This window comes from Sphingopyxis sp., from assembly GCF_050916055.1.
GTDB lineage: Bacteria > Pseudomonadota > Alphaproteobacteria > Sphingomonadales > Sphingomonadaceae > Sphingopyxis.
In genome coordinates this window covers 3,082,154-3,103,194 of the sequence record NZ_CP051527.1, presented here as the reverse complement: position 1 = coordinate 3,103,194, position 21,041 = coordinate 3,082,154, and the positions used below count along the sequence as shown (strand labels likewise).

At 65.8% G+C, this 21,041-nt stretch carries 31 protein-coding genes; 25 read left to right on the top strand and 6 right to left on the bottom strand.

Going from position 1 to position 21,041, the window contains the following annotated elements; all coding sequences use genetic code 11:
* The first annotated feature begins 138 nt into the window (after positions 1–138).
* From rpsJ to HEQ22_RS15020, 24 genes are all read left to right on the top strand, one after another.
* Positions 139–450, top strand: coding sequence for a 30S ribosomal protein S10 (gene rpsJ / locus HEQ22_RS15135; RefSeq protein WP_003042199.1), 312 nt, complete (start codon positions 139–141; stop codon positions 448–450).
* 300 nt (positions 451–750) lie between these two features.
* A complete protein-coding gene (rplC, locus tag HEQ22_RS15130; protein ID WP_432768662.1) occupies positions 751–1,530 on the top strand; it encodes a 50S ribosomal protein L3 in 780 nt (259 codons plus the stop codon).
* Between the two features lie 2 nt (positions 1,531–1,532).
* Complete coding sequence (rplD, locus tag HEQ22_RS15125; protein WP_088439844.1) at positions 1,533–2,159, top strand: 50S ribosomal protein L4; 627 nt, start codon at positions 1,533–1,535, stop codon at positions 2,157–2,159.
* Positions 2,152–2,460 carry a 50S ribosomal protein L23 gene (locus HEQ22_RS15120; RefSeq protein ID WP_432768661.1) on the top strand — a complete coding sequence of 103 codons (309 nt, stop codon included), beginning with the start codon at positions 2,152–2,154 and terminating at the stop codon, positions 2,458–2,460. Before rplD ends, HEQ22_RS15120 begins: the two co-directional genes overlap by 8 nt.
* 21 nt (positions 2,461–2,481) lie before the next feature.
* Positions 2,482–3,318 carry a 50S ribosomal protein L2 gene (gene rplB / locus HEQ22_RS15115; protein ID WP_179497630.1) on the top strand — a complete coding sequence of 279 codons (837 nt, stop codon included), beginning with the start codon at positions 2,482–2,484 and terminating at the stop codon, positions 3,316–3,318.
* A gap of 3 nt (positions 3,319–3,321) precedes the next feature.
* Positions 3,322–3,597, top strand: a complete 276-nt coding sequence (gene rpsS / locus HEQ22_RS15110) for a 30S ribosomal protein S19 (RefSeq protein WP_166945010.1) — start codon at positions 3,322–3,324, stop codon at positions 3,595–3,597.
* Positions 3,597–3,977, top strand: coding sequence for a 50S ribosomal protein L22 (rplV, locus tag HEQ22_RS15105; protein WP_058806665.1), 381 nt, complete (start codon positions 3,597–3,599; stop codon positions 3,975–3,977). The genes rpsS and rplV overlap by 1 nt, the downstream gene beginning before the upstream one ends.
* Before the next feature lies 1 nt (position 3,978).
* A complete protein-coding gene (rpsC, locus tag HEQ22_RS15100) occupies positions 3,979–4,686 on the top strand; it encodes a 30S ribosomal protein S3 (RefSeq protein ID WP_120217696.1) in 708 nt (235 codons plus the stop codon).
* An 11-nt stretch (positions 4,687–4,697) separates the two neighbouring features.
* Positions 4,698–5,129, top strand: a complete 432-nt coding sequence (gene rplP, locus HEQ22_RS15095; protein ID WP_037515653.1) for a 50S ribosomal protein L16 — start codon at positions 4,698–4,700, stop codon at positions 5,127–5,129.
* Positions 5,130–5,134: 5 nt separating this feature from the next.
* Positions 5,135–5,338 (top strand): 50S ribosomal protein L29, encoded by a 204-nt coding sequence (gene rpmC / locus HEQ22_RS15090; protein ID WP_088439832.1) that lies wholly within the window; start codon positions 5,135–5,137, stop codon positions 5,336–5,338.
* A gap of 11 nt (positions 5,339–5,349) precedes the next feature.
* Entirely contained in the window at positions 5,350–5,640 is a 291-nt protein-coding gene (gene rpsQ / locus HEQ22_RS15085) for a 30S ribosomal protein S17 (RefSeq protein ID WP_432768660.1), read from the top strand.
* A 59-nt stretch (positions 5,641–5,699) separates the two neighbouring features.
* Entirely contained in the window at positions 5,700–6,068 is a 369-nt protein-coding gene (rplN, locus tag HEQ22_RS15080; protein ID WP_056341829.1) for a 50S ribosomal protein L14, read from the top strand.
* A 2-nt stretch (positions 6,069–6,070) separates the two neighbouring features.
* The gene (gene rplX, locus HEQ22_RS15075; RefSeq protein WP_432768659.1) at positions 6,071–6,391 is read left to right on the top strand and encodes a 50S ribosomal protein L24; all 321 of its coding nucleotides are present in this window, start codon (positions 6,071–6,073) and stop codon (positions 6,389–6,391) included.
* On the top strand, positions 6,384–6,962 hold the full coding sequence (gene rplE / locus HEQ22_RS15070) for a 50S ribosomal protein L5 (RefSeq protein WP_432768658.1): 579 nt from the start codon (positions 6,384–6,386) through the stop codon (positions 6,960–6,962). The genes rplX and rplE overlap by 8 nt, the downstream gene beginning before the upstream one ends.
* Before the next feature lie 52 nt (positions 6,963–7,014).
* A complete protein-coding gene (gene rpsN, locus HEQ22_RS15065; protein ID WP_179497626.1) occupies positions 7,015–7,320 on the top strand; it encodes a 30S ribosomal protein S14 in 306 nt (101 codons plus the stop codon).
* 11 nt (positions 7,321–7,331) lie between these two features.
* On the top strand, positions 7,332–7,736 hold the full coding sequence (rpsH, locus tag HEQ22_RS15060) for a 30S ribosomal protein S8 (protein WP_432768657.1): 405 nt from the start codon (positions 7,332–7,334) through the stop codon (positions 7,734–7,736).
* Entirely contained in the window at positions 7,736–8,269 is a 534-nt protein-coding gene (gene rplF / locus HEQ22_RS15055) for a 50S ribosomal protein L6 (RefSeq protein WP_432768656.1), read from the top strand. Before rpsH ends, rplF begins: the two co-directional genes overlap by 1 nt.
* Before the next feature lie 3 nt (positions 8,270–8,272).
* Entirely contained in the window at positions 8,273–8,626 is a 354-nt protein-coding gene (gene rplR / locus HEQ22_RS15050; protein WP_432768655.1) for a 50S ribosomal protein L18, read from the top strand.
* A 2-nt stretch (positions 8,627–8,628) separates the two neighbouring features.
* On the top strand, positions 8,629–9,363 hold the full coding sequence (gene rpsE / locus HEQ22_RS15045) for a 30S ribosomal protein S5 (protein WP_432768654.1): 735 nt from the start codon (positions 8,629–8,631) through the stop codon (positions 9,361–9,363).
* 4 nt (positions 9,364–9,367) lie between these two features.
* Entirely contained in the window at positions 9,368–9,553 is a 186-nt protein-coding gene (gene rpmD / locus HEQ22_RS15040) for a 50S ribosomal protein L30 (protein WP_037515666.1), read from the top strand.
* 131 nt (positions 9,554–9,684) lie between these two features.
* The gene (rplO, locus tag HEQ22_RS15035) at positions 9,685–10,212 is read left to right on the top strand and encodes a 50S ribosomal protein L15 (RefSeq protein WP_432768653.1); all 528 of its coding nucleotides are present in this window, start codon (positions 9,685–9,687) and stop codon (positions 10,210–10,212) included.
* 263 nt (positions 10,213–10,475) lie between these two features.
* Entirely contained in the window at positions 10,476–11,849 is a 1,374-nt protein-coding gene (gene secY, locus HEQ22_RS15030) for a preprotein translocase subunit SecY (RefSeq protein ID WP_432768652.1), read from the top strand.
* 46 nt (positions 11,850–11,895) lie between these two features.
* Positions 11,896–12,555: an adenylate kinase gene (locus HEQ22_RS15025; RefSeq protein WP_432768651.1), complete on the top strand. Its 660-nt coding sequence runs from the start codon at positions 11,896–11,898 to the stop codon at positions 12,553–12,555.
* 122 nt (positions 12,556–12,677) lie between these two features.
* Entirely contained in the window at positions 12,678–13,400 is a 723-nt protein-coding gene (locus HEQ22_RS15020; protein ID WP_432768650.1) for a hypothetical protein, read from the top strand.
* Between the two features lie 3 nt (positions 13,401–13,403).
* Here the strand turns inward: HEQ22_RS15020 and HEQ22_RS15015 are convergent, their stop codons facing one another.
* Complete coding sequence (locus HEQ22_RS15015; protein ID WP_432768649.1) at positions 13,404–13,934, bottom strand: YceD family protein; 531 nt, start codon at positions 13,932–13,934, stop codon at positions 13,404–13,406.
* Positions 13,931–14,461, bottom strand: coding sequence for a ubiquinol-cytochrome C chaperone family protein (locus HEQ22_RS15010; protein WP_432768648.1), 531 nt, complete (start codon positions 14,459–14,461; stop codon positions 13,931–13,933). The genes HEQ22_RS15015 and HEQ22_RS15010 overlap by 4 nt, the downstream gene beginning before the upstream one ends.
* 195 nt (positions 14,462–14,656) lie before the next feature.
* Here HEQ22_RS15010 and HEQ22_RS15005 point away from each other — a divergent pair, with 195 nt between their 5' ends.
* Complete coding sequence (locus tag HEQ22_RS15005; protein ID WP_432768647.1) at positions 14,657–15,142, top strand: outer membrane protein assembly factor BamE; 486 nt, start codon at positions 14,657–14,659, stop codon at positions 15,140–15,142.
* 39 nt (positions 15,143–15,181) lie between these two features.
* On the opposite strand, the gene HEQ22_RS15000 is transcribed toward HEQ22_RS15005, so the two are convergent.
* The 4 genes from HEQ22_RS15000 to HEQ22_RS14985 all read right to left on the bottom strand — a co-directional run bounded on the left by HEQ22_RS15000 (position 15,182) and on the right by HEQ22_RS14985 (position 20,965).
* The gene (locus HEQ22_RS15000; protein WP_432768646.1) at positions 15,182–17,446 is read right to left on the bottom strand and encodes an NADP-dependent malic enzyme; all 2,265 of its coding nucleotides are present in this window, start codon (positions 17,444–17,446) and stop codon (positions 15,182–15,184) included.
* Between the two features lie 196 nt (positions 17,447–17,642).
* Positions 17,643–19,232 (bottom strand): MDR family MFS transporter, encoded by a 1,590-nt coding sequence (locus tag HEQ22_RS14995; protein WP_432768645.1) that lies wholly within the window; start codon positions 19,230–19,232, stop codon positions 17,643–17,645.
* A gap of 162 nt (positions 19,233–19,394) precedes the next feature.
* The gene (locus HEQ22_RS14990; RefSeq protein WP_432768644.1) at positions 19,395–20,519 is read right to left on the bottom strand and encodes an HlyD family secretion protein; all 1,125 of its coding nucleotides are present in this window, start codon (positions 20,517–20,519) and stop codon (positions 19,395–19,397) included.
* Positions 20,519–20,965 (bottom strand): MarR family winged helix-turn-helix transcriptional regulator, encoded by a 447-nt coding sequence (locus HEQ22_RS14985; RefSeq protein ID WP_432768643.1) that lies wholly within the window; start codon positions 20,963–20,965, stop codon positions 20,519–20,521. Before HEQ22_RS14985 ends, HEQ22_RS14990 begins: the two co-directional genes overlap by 1 nt.
* Positions 20,966–21,041 lie beyond the last annotated feature (76 nt).

Here is a 21,041-nt window from a genome sequence, read left to right as displayed (position 1 = left end):
CGAGCCGCACGATTCGGAAGCGATTCGTGCGGCTCGTAGCTTAAAGATTTTTGATGGCCGGGCCGGCTTCCATCAGGGGGCCGGAACAGGCCATTTCGGCTCTTTCGCATCGTCAGACGGGATTCGACTGGAACAGTCATGGAAACGCAGAATATTCGCATTCGCCTGAAGGCTTTTGATCACCGCGTGCTCGATCAGGCCACCACCGACATCGCCGACACGGCGCGTCGTACCGGAGCGCTTATTCGCGGACCGATCCCGCTGCCGACGCGCATCGAGAAGTTCACCGTGAACCGCGGCCCGCACGTCGACAAAAAGTCGCGCGAGCAGTTCGAGGTGCGTACCCACAAGCGGCTGCTCGACATCGTGCAGCCCACCCCGCAGACGGTCGATGCGCTGATGAAGCTCGACCTGGCCGCGGGCGTGAACGTAGAAATCAAGCTGGCCTAAGGCCAGCGCAGCCCCGGCGAACGCCGGGGTCTCTATCGGCAGTCGCTTCGGTGGCTGCACCGTCCGGAGCGATCCGGACCGACGATAGGGTGGATACCGCCGGACCTCTTCCTCGCGAAGAAAACTGGTCCGGGCTGCGTCCCCCGTCTCGCCGCTGTTCCCTCGGGATCGCGGCACCTCAGCCCGGACGGGGCGACGTATCGACATCATGGGTTGGGAGGGTTCCGCCGAGGCTTTGCTTCGGTGGGTCCCGCAAGCCGTGCGGAATGGTCCGCCCGGCCTCTGTTGAGGAGTATGATCATGCGCACTGGCGTGATCGCGAAAAAAATGGGGATGACCCGCCTGTTTCAGGACGATGGCCGCCATGTGCCCGTCACCGTCCTGAGCCTCGAAGGCTGTCAGGTCGTCTCCGTACGCGACAAGGAACGTGACGGCTATGTGGCCGTGCAACTGGGTGCCGGTTCGGCGAAGGCGAAGAATGTCGCCAAGCCGCAGCGTGGCGCCTATGGCAAGGCCGAGGTTGAGCCGAAGGCGAAGCTCGTCGAATTCCGCGTCGCCGACGACGCGACGCTCGACGTCGGCGCCGAACTGTCGGCCGACCATTTCGTCGCCGGCCAGATCGTCGACATCCAGGGCGTGACGCAGGGCAAGGGTTTTGCCGGTGCGATGAAGCGCTGGGGTTTCGGCGGCATGCGCGCCACCCACGGCGTGTCGATCAGCCACCGTGCACATGGTTCGACGGGTAACCGCCAGGATCCGGGCCGCGTCTTCAAGAACAAGAAGATGGCCGGTCACATGGGCGCGCGCAATCGCACCCAGCAGAATCTCGAAATCGTCCGCACCGACGTCGAGCGCGGCCTTCTCTTCGTCAAGGGCTCGGTCCCTGGCTCGAAGGGCGGCTGGCTGATGGTCCGCGATGCGGTGAAGCTGCCGCGCCATCCCGAGGCCCCCTATCCGGCGGGCGTCAAGAGCGCGGCGAACAGCAACCAGGAAGCCCCGGCAGATGCGCCGGTCGAGACCCCGACGGATGAAACCGTCGTCGTCGACACCGCGACCGCCGACGGCGCGCAGGAGTCCTGATCATGAAGGTCAAGGTTCACACCATCGACGGCAAGGCCGGCGCAGACATCGATCTGAACGACGATGTGTTCGGCGTCGATCCGCGCGCCGACATCCTCCACCGCGTTGTCAGCTGGCAGCTCGAAAAGCGCCGCGGTCCGGCGCGTGCCGCGCGCGAACGCAGCGATGTGTCGCGCACCGGCAAGAAGTTCGGCAACCAGAAGGGTGGCGGTACCGCGCGTCACGGCGATCGCGCAGCCCCGATCTTCATCGGCGGCGGCAAGGCGCATGGCCCCCGGGCCCGCACCTTCGGCCACTCGCTGAACAAGAAGATCCGCACGCTCGGCCTGAAAATGGCGCTGAGCGACAAGGCGAAGGGCGGCAAGATCCTCGTTCTCGACACGCTCGAGCTCAAGGACGCCAAGACCAAGGCGCTCGCCGGCCAGCTCGGCAAGCTCGAACTCGGCAATCGCGCACTGTTCATCGATGGCGATGCGGTTCACGAAAGCTTCGCCATGGCGTCGGCCAACCTGATCGGCATCAACTCGATGCCGGCGATGGGTGCCAACGTCTATGACATTTTGCGCGCCGATACGCTGGTCCTGACCCGCGCCGGCCTCGAAAAGCTGGAGGCACGCTTCAATGGCTAAGGCAAAAACAGTCGACGCGCGTCACTATGACGTGATCCTCGCTCCGGTGATCACCGAGAAGTCGACGCTGCTCAGCGAGAATGACGCGGTGGTGTTCAAGGTTGCGAACGACGCGACCAAGCCCGCCATCAAGGCTGCCGTCGAGGCGCTGTTCGATGTCAAGGTGCTCAGCGTCAACACGCTGATCACCAAGGGCAAGACCAAGCGCTGGAAGGGCAAGCCCTATACCCGCAGCGACGTGAAGAAGGCGATCGTTCGTCTGGCCGAAGGCCAGTCGATCGACGTCACCACTGGCGTCTGATTGTAGGGAAAGGCAGAGAAAATGGCACTTAAATCCTATAATCCGACCAGCCCCGCGCAACGCGGCCTGATCCTGGTCGACAAATCGTCGTTGTGGAAGGGCAAGCCCGTCAAGGCGCTGACCGAAGGCAAGAACAAGACCGGCGGTCGCAACAACAAGGGCCATGTGACCTCGCGCGGCATCGCCGGCGGTCACAAGCAGAAGTACCGCTTCATCGACTTCAAGCGTCGCAAGTGGGACATGCCTGCCACCGTCGAGCGGCTGGAATATGATCCCAACCGCACCGCCTTCATCGCGCTGGTGAAGTATGAAGACGGCGAGCAGACCTACATCATCGCGCCGCAGCGTCTGGCCGTGGGCGACACCGTCGTCGCCGGCAAGAAGACCGACGTGAAGCCGGGCAATGCGATGGAACTGTCGCAGATGCCGGTCGGCACGATCGTCCACAATATCGAGATGAAGCCGGGCAAGGGCGGCCAGATCGCCCGTTCGGCCGGCACCTATGCACAGGTCGTCGGTCGTGACCGCGGGCTGGTCATCGTGCGTCTCGGTTCGGGCGAGCAGCGCTATATTCGCGGCGAGTGCATGGGCACGGTCGGTGCGGTGTCGAACCCCGACAACCAGAACACCAACCTGGGCAAGGCCGGCCGCAACCGCTGGCTCGGCAAGCGTCCGCTGACCCGCGGCGTTGCGAAGAACCCGGTCGATCACCCGCATGGCGGCGGCGAAGGCCGTACCTCGGGCGGCCGTCACCCGGTGACCCCGTGGGGCAAGCCGACGAAGGGTGCGCGTACGCGCCACAACAAGTCGACCGACAAGATGATCATCCGGTCGCGTCACGCGAAGAAGAAGAGGTAAGCCATGGCTCGCTCGGTCTGGAAGGGTCCTTTCGTGGACCTCCATCTGCTCAAGAAAGCCGAAACGGCCCAGGAAGGCAGCAGCTCTGCGCCTATCAAAACCTGGTCGCGCCGGTCCACCATCCTGCCGCAGTTCGTGGGGCTGACCTTCAACGTCTACAACGGCCGCAAGTTCGTGCCGGTGTCGGTCAACGAAGACATGGTCGGCATGAAGCTGGGTGAATTTGCGCCGACGCGCTTCTTCCCCGGTCACGCTGCCGACAAGAAGGGCAAACGCTAATGGGCAAGGAAAAGTCCCCCCGCCGCGTTGCGGATAACGAGGCGCTTTCGGTCGGCACGCAGATTCGCGGCTCGGCGCAGAAGCTGAACCTGGTTGCCGCGCTGATCCGCGGCCGCAAGGTCGAAGACGCGATGAACGTCCTCGCCTTCTCGAAGAAGGCAATGGCGGTCGACGTGCGCAAGGTTCTCGCCAGCGCCGTCGCCAACGCGGAAAACAACCACAACCTCGACGTCGATGCGCTCGTCGTTCAGGAAGCGAGCGTCGGCAAGTCGATCTCGATGAAGCGCTGGCACGCACGCGGCCGCGGCAAGTCGACCCGGATCGTCAAGCCGTTCAGCCGCATCCGCATCGTCGTGCGCGAACAGGAAGAAGAGGCGTAACATGGGCCAGAAGAGCAATCCGATCGGCCTGCGCCTGCAGGTCAACCGCACCTGGGACAGCCGCTGGTTCGCCGAGGGCCAGGACTATGGCCGCATGCTGGTCGAGGATCTGAAGATCCGCCAATATGTGTTCAAGACCCTGCCGCAGGCCGCGATCTCGAAGGTCGTGATCGAACGCCCGGCCAAGCTGTGCCGCGTGTCGATCTATGCCGCCCGTCCGGGTGTCATCATCGGCAAGAAGGGCGCCGACATCGAAAAGCTTCGCAAGAAGCTGGGCGAACTGACGGGCAGTGACGTGTCGTTGAACATCGTCGAGATCCGCAAGCCCGAGGTTGACGCCAAGCTGGTCGGCCAGGGCATTGCCGACCAGCTCGAACGCCGCGTCGCGTTCCGCCGAGCCATGAAGCGCGCGGTGCAGTCGGCGATGCGCCTGGGCGCCGAAGGCATCCGCATCAACTGCGCCGGTCGTCTCGGCGGCGCGGAAATCGCGCGTACCGAATGGTATCGCGAAGGCCGGGTGCCGCTGCACACGCTGCGCGCCAACGTCGACTATGCCGAATCGACCGCGCACACCGCCTATGGCGTGTGCGGGATCAAGGTGTGGATCTTCAAGGGCGAGATTCTCGGCCACGACCCGATGGCGACCGACCGTCTGATGCTCGATGCACAGACGACCGGCGTCCGTCCGGCTCGTGAAGATCGCCGCTAAGGACTGCTGACATGCTGCAACCGAAAAAAACCAAGTTCCGCAAGGCTTTCAAGGGCCGCATCCATGGCAATGCCAAGGGTGGCACCAGCCTGAACTTCGGCTCGTACGGGCTGAAGGCGATGGAACCCGAGCGCATCACCGCGCGCCAGATCGAAGCGGCTCGCCGCGCGATCAGCCGTGCGATCAAGCGCCAGGGCCGCTTGTGGATCCGTATCTTCCCCGACGTCCCGGTGTCGTCGAAGCCGGCCGAAGTCCGCATGGGCAAGGGCAAGGGTTCGCCGGAATTCTGGGCCGCGCGCGTGAAGCCGGGCCGCATCCTGTTCGAACTCGACGGCGTTCCCGGCCCTGTGGCCGCGCTGGCATTCGAACGGGCGGCGATGAAGCTGCCGATCAAGACGAAGGTGATCGCCCGTCTCGGCGACACCTCGCACCTGGAGGGTTAAGGGCCATGTCCAAGACCGAAGATTTCAAGGCCAAGACCGACGATCAGCTGTCGGAACAGCTTGGCGAACTGAAGCGTGAGGCGTTCAACCTCCGCTTTCAGGCGGCCACCGGCCAGCTTGAAAAAGCATCGCGCGTCAAGGAAGTCCGGCGTTCGATCGCCCGCATCAAGACGCAGCAGACCGAGCGCACGCGCTCGGCCGCGAAATAAGGAGACGATCGATGCCGAAGCGCATTCTGACCGGTACGGTGGTGTCCGACAAGGGCGACAAGACCGTCGTGGTGAAAGTCGAGCGGAAGGTGAAGCACCCTCTGTACGGCAAGATCATCCGCCGTTCGAAGAAGTATCACGCCCACGACGAGGACAACGCCATCAAGGCCGGCGAAACCGTCCGCATCGAGGAAACGAAGCCGATTTCGAAGCTGAAGACGTGGAAGGTGCTCGACAAGGTCGACACCCACAGCAAGCCCAAGGGTTCGACCCCGGCTGCTCCCGCTTCGGCTGAAGGCTGAACCCAGTTCACGGAACCGCCGGGGCATCCCGGTAGGCCAAAACAGAAGGAAATGCATCGATGATCCAGATGCAGTCACAATTGGAAGTCGCCGACAACAGCGGCGCGAAGCGCGTCCAGTGCATCAAGGTGCTGGGCGGGTCGAAGCGCCGGGTCGCCGGCGTCGGCGACGTCATCGTCGTGTCGATCAAGGAAGCGCAGCCGCGTGGCAAGGTGAAGAAGGGCGACGTCCATCGCGCCGTCATCGTCCGCACCGCCAAGGATGTGCGCCGCGCCGACGGTTCGGTGATCCGTTTCGACAGCAACGCCGCCGTGCTCGTCAACAAGAACGAGGAGCCGATCGGCACCCGTATCTTCGGCCCCGTCGTCCGCGAGCTGCGCGGCCGCGGCTATATGAAGATCATCAGCCTGGCGCCGGAGGTGCTCTGACCATGGGTATGGCCAAGATCAAGAAGGGCGACACCGTCGTCATCCTGTCCGGCAAGGACAAGGGCAAGACGGGCGAAGTGACGCAGAGCATGCCGAAGGACGGCAAGCTCGTCGTCGCGGGCGTCAATGTCATCACGCGGCACCGCAAGCCGAGCCAGACCAACCCGCAGGGCGGCCTGGAACGCAAGGAAGCGCCGCTGCACGCGAGCAAGGTTGCGCTGGCCGATCCCAAGGACGGCAAGCCGACGCGCGTGCGTTTCGAAACCAAGGACGGCAAGAAGGTGCGTGTCGCCGTGAAGTCCGGGGAGACCATCAGTGGCTGATAATTACACCCCCCGCATGCGGACCCGCTATGACGAGGTGATCGTGAAGGCGATGACCGAGAAGTTCGGGTACAAGAATGCGATGGAAGTGCCGAAGATCGAAAAGATCGTGCTCAACATGGGCGTCGGCGAAGCAACGCAGGACAAGAAGAAGGTCGAAAAGGCCGCCGAGGAAATGGAATTGATCGCGGGGCAGAAGCCCGTCGTGACCAAGGCCAAGAAATCGATCGCCCAGTTCAAGCTGCGCGAAGGCATGCCGATCGGTTGCAAGGTCACCCTGCGCCGCGAACGCATGTACGAATTCCTCGACCGGCTGATCACGATCGCCATGCCGCGTATCCGCGACTTTCGCGGCGTGTCGGCGACCAGCTTCGACGGCCGTGGCAACTACGCCATGGGCCTGAAAGAGCAGATCATCTTCCCCGAGATCAACTATGACCGCATCGACCAGGTGCGTGGCATGGACGTGATCGTCACCACCACCGCCCGTACGGACGATGAAGCCCGCGAACTGCTCAAGCTGTTCGGCTTCCCCTTCCCGATCGAAGCGCAGGAAAAGGAAGCCGCCTGATCCCCGCACGGGACCAGGCAGGCTCTTTCAAGAAGGAAAGAGAACTTAAGTCATGGCGAAACTAAGTTCGGTAAACAAAAACGAGCGTCGCAAGCAGCTGGTGAAGAAATATGCCGGCCGCTATGCGAAGCTGAAGGCGATTGCGGCGGACACGTCGCTCGACGAGGGCGAGCGTCTGATCGCGCGCCTGAAGATGGCGGAAATTCCCCGCAACGGCAACCCGACCCGCATCCGTAACCGGTGCGAGCTGACCGGGCGCCCGCGCGCTTATTATCGCAAATTCCGGCTGTGCCGTATCCAGCTCCGCGATCTGGCCAACAAGGGCCTGATCCCCGGTGTTGTGAAGTCGAGCTGGTAAGGGACTAGAAGATGGCAATGACCGATCCCCTGGGTGATATGCTCACCCGCATCCGCAACGGCCAGACGGCGAAGAAGGACAGCGTCCTGACGCCGGCCTCGACGCTGCGCGTCCGCGTTCTCGATGTCCTCCAGCGCGAAGGCTATATCCGCGGCTACAGCGAAGAAACGCTGGGTGCCAAGGGCCAGCACAAGGGCATCCGCATCGAACTGAAATATTTCGAGGGCCAGCCGGCGATCCGCCACGTGGCGCGCGTCTCGAAGCCCGGCCGCCGCGTCTATTCGGGTTCGAAAGAACTGCCGATCGTGCGCAACGGCCTGGGCATCACCATCGTGTCGACCCCGCGCGGAGTCCTGTCGGACGCCGAGGCTCGCGAACATAATGTCGGCGGCGAAGTGCTGGCGGAGGTGTTTTGATGTCGCGCATTGGTAAAAAAGCAGTGGCAATCCCCAGCGGCGTCACCGCCGCGATCGACGGCGGTCAGCTGTCGGTCAAGGGACCCAAGGGCACGCTCGCGATGCCGCTGTCGGACGTCATCAAATATGAAGTCGCCGACGGCAGCATTTCGGTACAGCCCGCCAACGACAGCCGCGAAGCGCGCGCCTTCTGGGGCATGCAGCGGACGTTGGTGCAGAATCTGATCACCGGCGTGACCGAGGGCTTTACCAAGGTCCTCGAAATCACTGGCGTCGGTTATCGTGCCAACTCGCAGGGCAAGAATCTGAAGCTGCAGCTCGGCTACAGCCACGATGTCGATTTCGCGGTGCCCGAGGGCATCGAGATCAAGACGCCCGACAATACGACGATCGAGATCAGCGGCATCGACAAGCAGCAGGTCGGCCAGGTCGCGGCGGAAATCCGCCGTTGGCGCAAGCCCGAACCCTATAAGGGCAAGGGCATCAAATATCGCGGCGAGTACATCTTCCGCAAAGAAGGCAAGAAGAAGTAAGCCATGGCACATCTTACCCAATTCGAAAAACGCCGTCAGCGCGTTCGCACCGCCCTCCGCCAGCGCGCCGCCGGGCGTGCGCGCCTTTCGGTGCACCGTTCGGGCCGGCACATCTATGCGCAGCTCATCGATGACGCGGCCGGCGCGACGCTGGCTTCGGCCTCGACGCTCGACAAGGATGTGCGCGGCAAAACCGGCGCGACCACCGCGGCCGCGGCCGACGTCGGCAAGCGCCTCGCCGCTGCCGCCAAGAAGGCGGGCGTGACGCAGGTCGTGTTCGACCGCGGCGGCTTCCTGTTCCACGGGCGCATCAAGGCGCTGGCCGACGCGGCACGCGAAGGCGGATTGGAGTTCTAATCATGGCAGACGAAAACAGCACCGGCGCGGGCAACCAGCCCGAAGCGACCCTGGCTCCCGAAGCCACCAATGCCGAAGTCACGAACCAGGCTCCGCGCCGCGGCCGTGGCGGCGGTGGCGGTCGCGACGGCGGCCGTGGCGGTCGTGACGGCGGTGGCCGCGGTCGCCGCGACGATCGTCGCCCGCGCGACGACGACGGTGGCGAAGAGCTGATCGAAAAGCTGGTCCACATCAACCGCGTGTCGAAGACGGTGAAGGGCGGCAAGCGCTTCGGTTTCGCCGCGCTCGTCGTCGTCGGCGACGGCAAGGGCCGGGCCGGTTTCGGTCATGGCAAGGCGCGCGAAGTGCCCGAGGCGATTTCGAAGGCGACCGCTGCCGCGAAGAAGGCGATGATTCGCGTTCCGCTGCGCGACGGCCGCACCCTGCATCACGATGGCCGCGGCCATTTCGGTGCCGGCAATGTGACGCTGCGTTCGGCACCCGCCGGGACCGGCATCATCGCCGGTGGCCCGATGCGCGCCGTGTTCGAATCGCTGGGCGTCGCCGACGTGGTGACCAAGTCGGTCGGCACCTCGAACCCCTACAACATGATCCGTGCGACTTTCGAAGCGCTCGGCGAGCAGACCAGCCCCAAGTCGGTCGCGCAGCGTCGCGGCAAGAAGGTGTCGGATCTGATCAAGCGCGGCGGAGCTTCCGACCGTGCAGCCGAGGCGGAAGCCGCGGCGGTGACGGAGTAAGACGATGGCCGACAAGAAGATCAAGATCCGCCAGATCGGTTCGCCGATCCGTCGTCCCAAGAGCCAGCGTGCGATCCTGACCGGCCTCGGCCTGGGCAAGATGCACCGCGAGGTCGAACTGGTCGACACCCCCGAAGTGCGCGGCATGATCCGCAAGCTGCCGCACATGGTGGAAGTCGTCGAGGGCTGACAAACAGGGTCGTCCCGGCGAAAGCCGGGACCGCTCTCGGCCTGTCCCGACCCGTCGGGACGGTCATCCACCGATCCCAGCTTTCGCTGGGATAACAACATTAGCGCGACAAAAGCGAAAGCGAGTGCAACATGACGATCAAGCTTAACGAACTTCGTGACAATGACGGTGCCCGCAAGGGCCGGATGCGCGTCGGACGCGGCATCGGCTCGGGCAAGGGCAAGACCGCCGGCCGCGGCCAGAAGGGCCAGAAGGCGCGCAGCGGCGTCGCCATCAACGGCTTCGAAGGCGGCCAGATGCCGCTCCACATGCGCATCCCGAAGCGCGGCTTCAACAACATCTTCGGCAAGGATTTCGCGATCGTCAATCTGGGCATGATCCAGAAGCTGGTCGACGCGAAGAAGCTCGACGCCAAGGCGGTGATCGATCATGCCGCGCTCAAGGCCGCCGGCGTGGCTCGCGGCGGCAAGGACGGCGTCCGCCTCCTCGCCAAGGGCGACTATAGCGCGAAGCTGAATTTCGCCGTTGCCGGTGCGTCGAAGGGCGCGATCGAGGCAGTCGAAAAGGCCGGCGGCAAGATCGAGCTGCCCGAAGCGAAGCCCGAAGGCGACGGCAAGAAGGCCAAGCGCCGCGCCGAGGCCGCAGCCAAGAACGCTTGAATTACCGTAAAGGGCGGTTCGCAGACACGAACCGCCCTTTATCGTCTGAACACCGAACTCCCGGTCGTGTCGAGCGAAGTCGAGACACCCATCAGAACAGCATATGGTCGAGGGGCATCTCGACTTCGCTCGATGCGAACGGATAGATGGGGCCTTTGACGGCCGCATCTGAAATCGGGCCTTTCCCCTTGCGCTTCGACCCTAGCGAACGCACATAGGCGCCGGGTCGCGGGGGCGCGGTCCGCCACTCGAGGAACGATATCATGGCCTCTCGCGCCGACCAGCTTGCATCCAACCTAAACTTTTCGAAGTTCGGTCAGGCGACCGAACTCAAGAACCGCATCTGGTTCACGATCGGCGCGCTGATCGTCTTCCGCTTCCTGTCTTTCGTGCCGCTGCCGGGCGTCGACCCCGTGGCGCTGTCGCGACTCTATGAGCAGGCGGCGTCGGGCGGCATCCTCGACATCTTCAACACCTTCTCGGGCGGCAGCCTCGAGCGCATGAGCATCATCGCGCTCGGCGTCATGCCCTATATCACGGCTTCGATCGTCGTGCAGCTCGCCGCGGCATTGTCGCCGAGCCTCGCCGCACTCAAGAAAGAGGGCGAAAGCGGGCGCAAGAAGCTCAACCAGTACACGCGCTACGGCACCGTCGCGCTCACCGCGGTGCAGGGCTATTTCATCGCCGTCGGGCTCGAGACGCTGGGCGCCAGCCAGGGCATCGCCGCGGTCGTCGATCCCGGCATGTTCTTCCGTGTCGGCGCGGTGATCAGCATCGTCGGCGGCACGCTGTTCCTGATGTGGCTCGGCGAGCAGATCACCAGCCGCGGCATCGGCAACGGCATTTCGCTGATCATCATGGCGGGCATTCTCGCCCAGCTGCCGCGCAGCTTTGCCCAGATGTTCGCACAGGTCCGCGAAGGATCGATGGGCGGCGGCACCGTGGTCGCGGTGTTTGTCGGGGCGATCGCGATCATCGCCTTCATCAGCTTCATGGAACGCGCGCAGCGCCGCGTCCTCGTCCAATATCCCAAGCGCGCGACGCAGCGCGGGGTGATGCAGGCCGACCGCAGCCACCTGCCGCTCAAGGTCAACACCGCGGGCGTCATCCCGCCGATCTTCGCCTCGTCGCTGCTGCTGATGCCGATCACCATCACCCAGATGATGGGCAGCAACGTGTCGGGCGACAGCGCGAGCGGCGATTTCCTGATCTCGCTCAACCAGTATCTCGCGCACGGCCAGCCGCTCTACATGGCGCTCTATGCCGCCGGCATCATCTTCTTCTGCTTCTTCTATGTCGCGGTCGTCTTCAATCCCGAAGAAACCGCCGACAATCTGAAGCGCCAGAACGGTTTCATTCCCGGCATCCGTCCGGGCAAGAACACCGCCGCCTACCTCGATTTCGTGCTGACGCGCATCACGGTGATCGGCGCGGCCTATCTCGCGCTCATCTGCCTCGTGCCCGAATATTTCATCGCCCAGTCGGGGCTGCCCTTCGCGCTCGGCGGCACCAGCCTGCTGATCATCGTCAACGTGACGATCGACACGATCAGCCAGATCCAGAGCCACATGCTCGCGCACCAATATGGCGACCTCATCAAGAAGGCGAAGCTGAAGGGCGGCGTTGCGCGGCGTTGACGCGCCCGCTACGGCAAGCGTGACAGGCACGGGAACAGGGGCTTTGATGACGCTCAATATCATTCTGCTGGGTCCGCCGGGGGCGGGCAAGGGAACGCAGGCTTCGCGGCTCGAGGACGAGCATGGCATGGTCCAGCTGTCGACCGGCGACATGCTGCGCGCCGCGGTCAAGGCCGGTACCCCGATCGGCGTGCAGGCCAAGGCGGTAATGGACGCCGGCGAACTCGTATCGGACGACATCGTCTCGGGCCTGATCGGTGAGCGGCTCGACGAACTCGGCGGCGACGTCTCGGTGATCTTCGACGGCTATCCGCGCACCGCGGCGCAGGCCGAGGCGCTCGACGGATTGCTCGCGGCGCGCGGCCGCCAGCTCGACCATGTGATCGAACTCGTCGTCGAAGAGGATGCGCTCGTCGATCGCATCACCGGCCGTTTCTCCTGCGCCCAATGCGGCGCGGGCTATCACGACCGCTACAAGCTGCCGAAGGTGGCGGAGACCTGCGATCAGTGCGGCAGCCACGAATTCAAGCGCCGCCCCGACGACAATGAAGAGACGGTGCGCACCCGCATGGCCGAATATCGCGCCAAGACCGCGCCGATCCTGCCGATCTACGACTCGCGCGGCATCGTGACGCGGGTCGACGGCATGGCGCCGATCGACGACGTCAACGACGCGATCGAAACGATCTTCGCGACCGTCGGCTAGGCCACGTCACATCGTCATTGCGAGGGCCGTAGGCCCGTGGCAATCCAGAGCGGCAACAGGCCGCCCTGGATTGCTTCGCTTCGCTCGCAATGACGAAGCCCGGTGGCGACGGGGGATGGGCGATGAATCTGAAAATCAAATTGGCGACCGCGTTTCTGTCGGTTGCAGGACTGAGTGCCGTTCCGGCGCACGCCAAGGTCATCGACCAGGGCGAGCTCGGCTTCACCGTGGCGCACACCGCGCAGGTCGCGGCGACCCCCGAAGATGTGTGGAAAATGCTCCGCATGCCGCAGCAATGGTGGTCGAAAGACCATAGCTGGTCGGGCGACGCCGCCAATTTTTGGCTCGATTCGCAGGCCGGCGGCTGTTTCTGCGAAAAGCTGCCCGATACCGGCACCGGGGTCGGCAGCGTCCAGCACGCGCGCATCCTGTTCGCCCGGCCGAACCAGCTGCTGCGCCTCTCGGGCGCGTTCGGGCCGTTGCAGGGCGAGGCGTTGACCGGCACGCTGACGATCCAGATCAAGGCGACGCCGACCGGCAGCGCGCTGCGCTTCGACTATGTCGTCGGCGGCTATATGCGCTTCAAGGTCGGCGAGATCGCGCCCGCGGTCGACAAGGTCATCGGCGAACAATTGCTCGGCCTCACAAACGCGCTCGGCGGCGCGTTGCCGCCGTCGCGCGAGGAGAAGGCGGCGGCGGAAGCCGGTGAAACACCCGCCTCCGAAGCGACCGATTCGGCCGAACCGGACGAAGACCCTACCGACGAGCCTGGAGCGGACGAACCGGGACTGGGCGACGTTGCTGCCGATCTGGCGCGCGACGATCAGGTCGTCGCGCCCGACTGACGCTCAGTCCTTGGGTTGGCCGCGCAGCTTGGCGAGCGCGGCAAAGGGTCCGGCATCGTCTTCGCTCAGCACGCCTTTCGCGGCGAGCAGGCGGTCGGCGTCGGGATGGCGCGGAAACGGGTCGAGCGCGAGCGCCAGCGTCTGCACCGCGGCTTCGCCCAGATCGACGCGGTCGCCGTCGAGCGGCAAGATGTCGCAATCGGCGCTGCTGATCTCGATCTCCTCGTCAGGATCGACCGCGGCGTCGACGTCGCGCAGGAAGCGCAGGTCGAACGGCTCGGCCAGCGTCGCGGGCACCGGCAGGTCGGTTGCGGCGCAGCGCTGCATCAGCGTGGCCTCCACCTTGCCCTTCGCCGCCACCCCGCCGGTGACGGTGCGCACCTCGGCGGTCACCGCAAAACGGCTCAATTCCACCAGTCCGAGCCGCCGCGCGATCCGCGTCAGGGCCGCAGCGTCGGCGTCGATTGCCACCGCGCGCCCATGCCCCGCGTCGGCGACCGTCAGCACGTGCGAAAATTCGGCGGCGTCGCTCATGTCTCGGCGCCGGGCAGGCGATCGGCGACGACCAGGTCGCCCACCGGCATCGACGCCAGCGCCGCGCGCAGGGCCGCGACCTCGGCCATCACATGCGCCAGCCCCGCCGCCGCCGGAGCCTGTCCGCGCCACAGATTGCGGACCAGCGCCGCGGCGAGTTCGTCCGATCCGTCGGGAGCGCGATAGGCGCCCAGTCGCCCGCCGAGTGCGCCGACCATCCGCCCGATCTGCTTGCCGACGACCATGTCGCCAAACCCGATCTGGCGCATCTGGCCGTCCATGTCGGTCACGAACAATTCGGTGAGTTCGACCCCGGCGCGCCCTTGCGCGGGATCGTCGTCGATGCGGTGAAGCACGAGCGCCAGCACCAGGCTGACCATGTCGAAGCGCCCGTCGAGCGTGTCGGGGACGGTGCCTTCGGCGTACCAGTGCGGCGCGCGCGCGGCGGCGACGACGGCATTCCAGAGCGGGCGGCGCGCCTCGCGCGGGTCGGGCGTCGATCGGAAGAGGTTGCGGAGCGAGAACATGGTCATCCGCTTAGGCGCAATCGCGGCGGCGGAAAAGGGGTGTGCGACCCGGCGCAGGCGGGCGTCCGGTCAGCTTGTGGCAAGCTTTGCCGCGCCACAAGCTGCTTGTGCCGCGCATCGGCTTGCGGTTAAGAGGCGCGAGAGCCAGCGCCGACCGGCGACAGATGCGGCGGACCGGCGCGACGGAGACCATGAATGCCCAATTTGACCCTTTCCTTTCCTGCATCGCGCACGCGGGCGATCGCCCTCGGGCTGGCCGTCGCGCTCACCGCGAGCGGCTGCGCCCAGCTGAAGGGGCGGCAGGGTTATGTCATCGACCCGGTGCTGACCCAGGCGATCGCGCCCGGCGTCGACAACCGCGAATCGGTCGAAAAGACGCTCGGCCGTCCGACCTTCGTCGGTCAGTTCAGCGACAATGAATGGTATTATGTGTCGCGCGAGACGCGGCAGCTCGCCTTCGCCAATCCGCGCCCGGTCGACCAGCAGGTGCTGCGCGTCCGCTTCGACCCCGCCGGCAACGTCGCCGCGGTCGATCGCACCGGGATTGAGCTGGTGAGCCGGCTGAGCCCCGAAGGCGACAAGACGCCGACGCTCGGCCGCGAACGTAGCTTCTTCGAGGATATTTTCGGCAATATCGGCGCGGTCGGCGCACCGGGCGCCGGGGCGCCGGGCGGACAATAGGTTCGCGGGCCGGCGCCGTTTCCGGCACCGGCCGCGAGCCTATTCGGCGATGCCGCCCGCGGCGAGCACCGCGAGCGTCACCAGGTCCGACGCCGGCGACGCCATCGTCGCGACCTGCACCGGCTTTTCCATCCCGACCAGCATCGGGCCGATCACGGCGCTGCCGCCCAGTTCGCGCAGCAGCTTCGCCGACAGATTGCCCGATTGCAGCCCCGGCATCACCAGCACATTGGCGGGTCCCGACAGGCGGCAGAACGGATATTTCGCCATCACCTTTTCATTGAGCGCGACGTCGGGCGCCATTTCGCCTTCATATTCGAACCCCGGCTGACGCTGGTCGAGGATCGCTACCGCGTCGCGGATATTGTCGAGCCAGCTGCCCGGCGGGTTGCCGAAGGTCGAATAGGACAGGAAGGCGACGCGCGGTTCGTGCCCCATCCGGCGCGCGACCTGCGCGGTGCGCTCGGCGATGTCGGCCAGCATTTCGGCCGACGGGCGCTCGTTGACCGTGGTGTCGGCCATGAACACCGTGTGGTGCTGGCCGACGAGGACATGGATGCCGAAATTGGTGCGCCCCGCGGCGGGATCGATCACGCGCCTAACTTCGCGCATCGTCTGGGCATAGGTGCGCGTCGTGCCGGTGATCATCGCGTCGGCCAGCCCCAGCTTGAGCAGCAGCGAGCCGAAGATGTTGCGGTCGCGGTTGACCATCCGTTCGACGTCGCGGCGAAGATAGCCGCGGCGCTGCAGCCGCGCATAGAGCATGTCGACCATTTCGGGGACGTGCGGCGAGTTGACGCTGTTGTGCACCTCGAAACTCTCGGCGTCGGCGACGCCCATCGCGCGCAGCTTGTCGTGCAGCCCCTCGCGCCCGACCAGCACCGGGATGCCGTAACCGCCGTCGCGGAACTGGATCGCGGCGCGCAACACCACCTCCTCCTCGCCCTCGGCAAAGACGACGCGCTTCGGATTGGCGCGCGCCGCCTCATACGCCAGCGTCAGTACCGACGTCGTCGGGTTGAGCCGCGCGCGCAAGCTGGTGCGATAGGCGTCGAGGTCGGCGATCGGATGCTGCGCGACCCCGGTGTCCATCGCCGCCTTGGCGACCGCGGCGGGGACGATTTCCATCAGCCGCGGGTCGAACGGGGAGGGGATGATATATTCGGGGCCAAAGCTCGATGCCCGCCCGCCATACGCCGCCGCGACCTCTTCGGGCACCTGCTGGCGCGCGAGGTCGGCGATCGCATAGGCCGCCGCGATCTTCATCTCCTCGTTTATCGCCGTCGCCCGCACGTCGAGCGCGCCGCGGAAGATGAAGGGGAAACACAGGACATTGTTGACCTGGTTCGGATAGTCCGAGCGCCCGGTGGCGATGATCGCGTCGGGCCGCGCGGCGCGCGCATCGGGGGGCGAGATTTCGGGGTCGGGGTTCGCCATCGCAAAGATGATCGGCGCGGGGGCCATGTCCTTGACCATCTCGGGCTTCAGCGCGCCGGCCGCCGACAGGCCCAGGAACACGTCGGCGCCGACCAGCGCCTCGGTCAGGGTGCGCGCTTCGGTCGGCACCGCATGCGCCGACTTCCACTGGTCCATCCCTTCGGTGCGGCCCTGCCAGATCGTGCCCTTGCGGTCGCACATGATGACGTTCTGATGCGCCACACCCATCGCCTTGATCAGCGCGGTGCATGCGATCGCCGCGGCGCCGGCGCCGTTGACGACGACCTTCACCGTCGCGAGGTCGCGCCCGGTCAGGTGGCACGCGTTGATCAGCCCGGCGGCGGTGATGATCGCGGTGCCGTGCTGGTCGTCGTGGAACACCGGGATGTTCATCTTTTCCTTCAGCGCCTGCTCGATGATGAAGCAGTTCGGCGCCGCGATATCTTCCAGGTTGATGCCGCCGAAGCTCGGTTCGAGCAGCTCGACCGCCTCGATGAAGCGCTGCGGATCCTCGGTATCGACCTCGAGGTCGATCGAATCGACGTCGGCGAAGCGCTTGAACAGCACCGCCTTGCCTTCCATCACCGGCTTCGAGGCGAGCGCGCCGAGATTGCCGAGCCCCAGGATCGCGGTGCCGTTCGAAATCACCGCGACCAGATTGCCCTTGATCGTATAGTCATAGGCGGTCGCTGGATCCTCGGCGATCGCCAGGACCGGGACGGCGACGCCGGGCGAATAGGCCAGGCTCAGGTCACGCTGGGTCGCCATCGGCTTCGACGCGACGATCTCGATTTTTCCGGGGCGCCCGTGTTTGTGGTAGAGCAGGGCCTCGCGGTCCGAAAATTGCACCTTGCTGCCGCCGTCCATATTCAATCCTCTCATCTGATCCACAAGATGCGCGCCCTAGCCCTTTCCCTAGCGGCGGCGGGCGAAAATGTAACCGCTATATTGGCCAAACGGGCATGGCGCGGCGCCCGGACGGACGGGCAGGGCGCGCGGTGCGCATGGCTTGCGGCGGGCCGCGGCCCGATCGACGGCGTGCGGTTTCCCGCCGCGCTCGCCGCTAATGCCCCATATCGGCCATCGACGCCGCCGCGGCGCCGGGCCGGGGCGGGCGCAGCAGCAGGACCAGCGGGATCGACGCCAGCGTCACCCACATCATCAGCCAGAAATCGTCGATATAGGCGATCATCGCCGCTTGGCGATTGATCTCTGCATTCACCATCGCCAGCGCGGTTTCGCCGGCGATGCCGAAGCGGTCGGCGGTCGACGGGTCGAGCAGGGCGACCGAACTGTTGGTGACATGCGCCGCCAGATCCTCGTGGCTGGTCTGGATATTGGTGCCCAGCAGGGTGGTGACGATCGAGATGCCGATCGATGCCCCCAGGCTGCGGAACAGGTTGAGCAGGCTCGATCCGTCGGTGCGATGCTGCGGCGCGATGGTCGCAAAGGCCATCGTGTTGAGCGGGATGAAGATCAGCCCCATGCCCAACCCCTGCACCAGCCCGCTGACGATCACCGGCTGCATCCCCATCATCAGCGACCAGTGGCTCATCTGCCACAGCGAAAAGGCGGCGACGGCGAGGCCGGTGCCGACCAGCCAGCGCGGGTCGACCTTGCCCAGCAACTGCCCCGCGACCCACATGCTCATCAAGATGCCGACCCCGCGCACCGCGAGCGCCAGCCCGGTATCGATCACCGGCCAGCCGAACAGATTCTGCAGCATCGGCGGCAACAGCGCCATCGATGCGAACATCACCACCCCGACGACGACCATGAACCCCATCGCGGTGACCAGATTGCGGTCGGTCAGCATCGCGCGGCTGAACAGCGGCGCGCGCGCGGTGACCATATGGACGACGAACATCCACAGACAGGCAATCGCGACCCCGCATTCGATCCAGATTTCGGCGCTTTCGAACCAGTCGGCATGCGCGCCGCGGTCGAGCATCAGCTGGAGCGCGGCAAGCCCGAGCGCCAGCATCGAGAAACCGAACAGGTCGAACCGCCGGCTGGTCTTTCCGGTCGCGGGCAACAGCGCCCACATCATCGCCAGCGTCAGCACCCCGAACGGCAGGTTGACGTAAAACACCCAGCGCCAGCTCGCCTGTTCGGTCAGCCATCCGCCGAGCACCGGCCCCAGGATCGGGCCGATCATGATCCCCATGCCCCAGATCGACATCGCGCGTGCATGGCGTTCGGGGGGATTGATGTCGAGCATCACCGATTGCGACAGCGGCCCGATGAAGGCGGCAAAAATGCCCTGCAAGAAGCGAAAGGCGACCATCTGTTCGAGCGACTGCGCCGCGCCGCACGCCATCGACGCGACGATGAAGCCGACGATCGCGGTGAGGAACAGCTCGCGCCGCCCGATGCGGTCGGCGAGCCAGCCGGTGATCGGCATCGCCACCGCGCTCGCCAATATATAGCTCGTCAGCACCCACGTCACCGTCTCGCTCGTCGCGCCGAGCGCCGACTGCATGTGCGGGATCGCGACATTGGCGATCGTCGTGTCGAGGATCTGCATGATCGACGCGCCCATGACGGCGACGGTCAGCAGGCCGCGATGGCGAACGCGTTCGTGGAGCGGGATGCTGTCGTCGGCGGGCAGCGCGGTGCGGGCCGGGCGGCGGGGGAGCGAGCGCGAGGCCATGACTATCTAAAGCCCCTCCCCTTCAGGGGAGGGGTTGGGGTGGGGTCTGTCGGCGTGGAGTAGGGCCGATGGACCCCACCCGCTGCGACTAGGCAGCAAGCTGCCAAGTCTCGCTGCCCTCCCCTAAAGGGTAGGGATAGGATGGCGCGAAGTGTCGGCACCCTACTTCCCCGCCACCGCACCGCCGCTCGTGAACACCCGGACATCGGCCGACAGCCCGGCGATCATCTCGCGCGCCGGCTTTTCGTCGAAGGCGATCTTGACCGGCACCCGCTGCGTCACCTTGACCCAGTTGCCGGTGGCGTTCTGCGCTGGCAGCACCGAAAATTCGCTGCCCGTCCCGGCGCCGATCGTCAGCACATGGCCGAGCACGGTCAGCCCCGGGTAGGCGTCGAAGGTGATTTCGGCGCGCTGGCCGATGCGCATGGCGGCAAGGTCGGTCTCCTTGAAATTCGCCTCGACCCACGGGTGCGCGGTGTCGACCAGGGTAACTGCGGGCAGCCCGGCGACCATCATCTGGCCGATCTGGAGCCGGTCGGACTGCGCGACACGGCCCGCGCTCGGGCTCCGCACCTCGGTGCGGTTCAGGTCGACCTCGGCCTGCGCGCGCTGGACGCGCGCCGCCTCGACCTGCGGATTGACCCCGCTGGCGGGACCGGCGGCCAGCTTGGCGCGCGCCTCGACGGCGGCGGCCTCGGCCTGGCGCACGCGTTCGCGCGCCTGGCTCACCGCGTGACGCGAGGCATCATAGGCGGCCCTGGTGGTAAAGCCCTTTTCCATCAGCGCCGCCTGCCGCGAAAAATTGACCTGTGCGAAGGCGACGTCCTCGCGCGCCGCGGCGATGTCGACGCTCGACGTGTTGGCGCTCGCCGACAGATTGCCGACCTCGACCTGCGCCGCGTCGATCGCCGCGGTCGCCTGCGCGACGTTCAGCCGATAGGGCTCGCCGTCGATCCGGAACAAAAGCTGGCCTTTTTCGACGAGCTGGCCGTCGCGCACCGCCACTTCGGTGATCCGCCCGCCGACTTCGGCGGCGACCGACACCTTGTCCATCTGGACATAGGCGTTGTCGGTCGACACCGACCCGCCGCTGGTCAGCCAGTACCAGCCGCCCGCGGCGATCAGCAGCGCGGGCAGGCCGAACATCAGCGCGCGGGCGCGCCATGCGGGTTTCAGCGCAGGGTCGGCAGCCACCGGGGGGGCAGTGGGGGGCAGCGGATCGGCCTTCGGCGCGCGCGCGGGCGCGGCGTCCTCGGCGGTCGGGCGGGTGGGGGAGAGCTGGTCCATCAGGCGGTCTCTTCTTCTTTTTGGCAGATGCGGCGCGACAGGTTGGCGCGGACGCGCTCGACCAGCGCCGCCAGTTGCTCGCGCTCGGCGTCGCTCATGCCTTCGGTCGCCTCGTCGACGACCGCCTGCGAGGTCTGGCGCAGGTCGCCGAGCAGCGGCTCGGCCGCGTCGGTCAGGAACAACAGCCAGGCGCGACGGTCGGTCGGATCGGCGCGGCGCTCGACCAGTTCGGCCTCGGCCAGCCGGTCGACCATCCGCGACAGGGTGATCGGCTCGACCTCGATCAGTTCGGCCAGCGGCCCCTGGCGGATGCCGGGATGACGCGAAAGATAGATCAGCACCCGCGTCTGCAGCGCGGTGATCCCGCTTGCGCGCGTGCGCGCGTTGAAGGCGCGGCGGAACATCCGCGCCGTGTCGTTCAGCAGGAATCCTATCGCCTCGCTCATGGCATGGCATATAATAGCAAATGCTACTATATTCAACACCGGCTTTGCGACACCTTTTCGATCCGCAAATCCTTCC

What these genes read in the sequence shown, in the direction of transcription:
- rpsS (WP_166945010.1), top strand. Translation starts at nt 3,322, where the DNA reads ATGGCTCGCTCGGTCTGGAAGGGTCCTTTCGTGGACCTCCATCTGCTC.
- HEQ22_RS15025 (WP_432768651.1), top strand. Translation starts at nt 11,896, where the DNA reads ATGACGCTCAATATCATTCTGCTGGGTCCGCCGGGGGCGGGCAAGGGA.
- rpsQ (WP_432768660.1), top strand. Translation starts at nt 5,350, where the DNA reads ATGCCGAAGCGCATTCTGACCGGTACGGTGGTGTCCGACAAGGGCGAC.
- HEQ22_RS14985 (WP_432768643.1), bottom strand. Translation starts at nt 20,965, where the DNA reads ATGAGCGAGGCGATAGGATTCCTGCTGAACGACACGGCGCGGATGTTC.
- rplD (WP_088439844.1), top strand. Translation starts at nt 1,533, where the DNA reads ATGAAGGTCAAGGTTCACACCATCGACGGCAAGGCCGGCGCAGACATC.
- rplB (WP_179497630.1), top strand. Translation starts at nt 2,482, where the DNA reads ATGGCACTTAAATCCTATAATCCGACCAGCCCCGCGCAACGCGGCCTG.
- HEQ22_RS15120 (WP_432768661.1), top strand. Translation starts at nt 2,152, where the DNA reads ATGGCTAAGGCAAAAACAGTCGACGCGCGTCACTATGACGTGATCCTC.
- rpsH (WP_432768657.1), top strand. Translation starts at nt 7,332, where the DNA reads ATGGCAATGACCGATCCCCTGGGTGATATGCTCACCCGCATCCGCAAC.
- HEQ22_RS15020 (WP_432768650.1), top strand. Translation starts at nt 12,678, where the DNA reads ATGAATCTGAAAATCAAATTGGCGACCGCGTTTCTGTCGGTTGCAGGA.
- rpsC (WP_120217696.1), top strand. Translation starts at nt 3,979, where the DNA reads ATGGGCCAGAAGAGCAATCCGATCGGCCTGCGCCTGCAGGTCAACCGC.
- HEQ22_RS14990 (WP_432768644.1), bottom strand. Translation starts at nt 20,519, where the DNA reads ATGGACCAGCTCTCCCCCACCCGCCCGACCGCCGAGGACGCCGCGCCC.
- HEQ22_RS15005 (WP_432768647.1), top strand. Translation starts at nt 14,657, where the DNA reads ATGCCCAATTTGACCCTTTCCTTTCCTGCATCGCGCACGCGGGCGATC.
- rpsN (WP_179497626.1), top strand. Translation starts at nt 7,015, where the DNA reads ATGGCGAAACTAAGTTCGGTAAACAAAAACGAGCGTCGCAAGCAGCTG.
- rpmC (WP_088439832.1), top strand. Translation starts at nt 5,135, where the DNA reads ATGTCCAAGACCGAAGATTTCAAGGCCAAGACCGACGATCAGCTGTCG.
- rplO (WP_432768653.1), top strand. Translation starts at nt 9,685, where the DNA reads ATGACGATCAAGCTTAACGAACTTCGTGACAATGACGGTGCCCGCAAG.
- rplF (WP_432768656.1), top strand. Translation starts at nt 7,736, where the DNA reads ATGTCGCGCATTGGTAAAAAAGCAGTGGCAATCCCCAGCGGCGTCACC.
- rplP (WP_037515653.1), top strand. Translation starts at nt 4,698, where the DNA reads ATGCTGCAACCGAAAAAAACCAAGTTCCGCAAGGCTTTCAAGGGCCGC.
- HEQ22_RS14995 (WP_432768645.1), bottom strand. Translation starts at nt 19,232, where the DNA reads ATGGCCTCGCGCTCGCTCCCCCGCCGCCCGGCCCGCACCGCGCTGCCC.
- secY (WP_432768652.1), top strand. Translation starts at nt 10,476, where the DNA reads ATGGCCTCTCGCGCCGACCAGCTTGCATCCAACCTAAACTTTTCGAAG.
- HEQ22_RS15015 (WP_432768649.1), bottom strand. Translation starts at nt 13,934, where the DNA reads ATGAGCGACGCCGCCGAATTTTCGCACGTGCTGACGGTCGCCGACGCG.
- rpsJ (WP_003042199.1), top strand. Translation starts at nt 139, where the DNA reads ATGGAAACGCAGAATATTCGCATTCGCCTGAAGGCTTTTGATCACCGC.
- rpmD (WP_037515666.1), top strand. Translation starts at nt 9,368, where the DNA reads ATGGCCGACAAGAAGATCAAGATCCGCCAGATCGGTTCGCCGATCCGT.
- rplC (WP_432768662.1), top strand. Translation starts at nt 751, where the DNA reads ATGCGCACTGGCGTGATCGCGAAAAAAATGGGGATGACCCGCCTGTTT.
- HEQ22_RS15000 (WP_432768646.1), bottom strand. Translation starts at nt 17,446, where the DNA reads ATGGACGGCGGCAGCAAGGTGCAATTTTCGGACCGCGAGGCCCTGCTC.
- rplN (WP_056341829.1), top strand. Translation starts at nt 5,700, where the DNA reads ATGATCCAGATGCAGTCACAATTGGAAGTCGCCGACAACAGCGGCGCG.
- rplR (WP_432768655.1), top strand. Translation starts at nt 8,273, where the DNA reads ATGGCACATCTTACCCAATTCGAAAAACGCCGTCAGCGCGTTCGCACC.
- rplX (WP_432768659.1), top strand. Translation starts at nt 6,071, where the DNA reads ATGGGTATGGCCAAGATCAAGAAGGGCGACACCGTCGTCATCCTGTCC.
- rpsE (WP_432768654.1), top strand. Translation starts at nt 8,629, where the DNA reads ATGGCAGACGAAAACAGCACCGGCGCGGGCAACCAGCCCGAAGCGACC.
- HEQ22_RS15010 (WP_432768648.1), bottom strand. Translation starts at nt 14,461, where the DNA reads ATGTTCTCGCTCCGCAACCTCTTCCGATCGACGCCCGACCCGCGCGAG.
- rplV (WP_058806665.1), top strand. Translation starts at nt 3,597, where the DNA reads ATGGGCAAGGAAAAGTCCCCCCGCCGCGTTGCGGATAACGAGGCGCTT.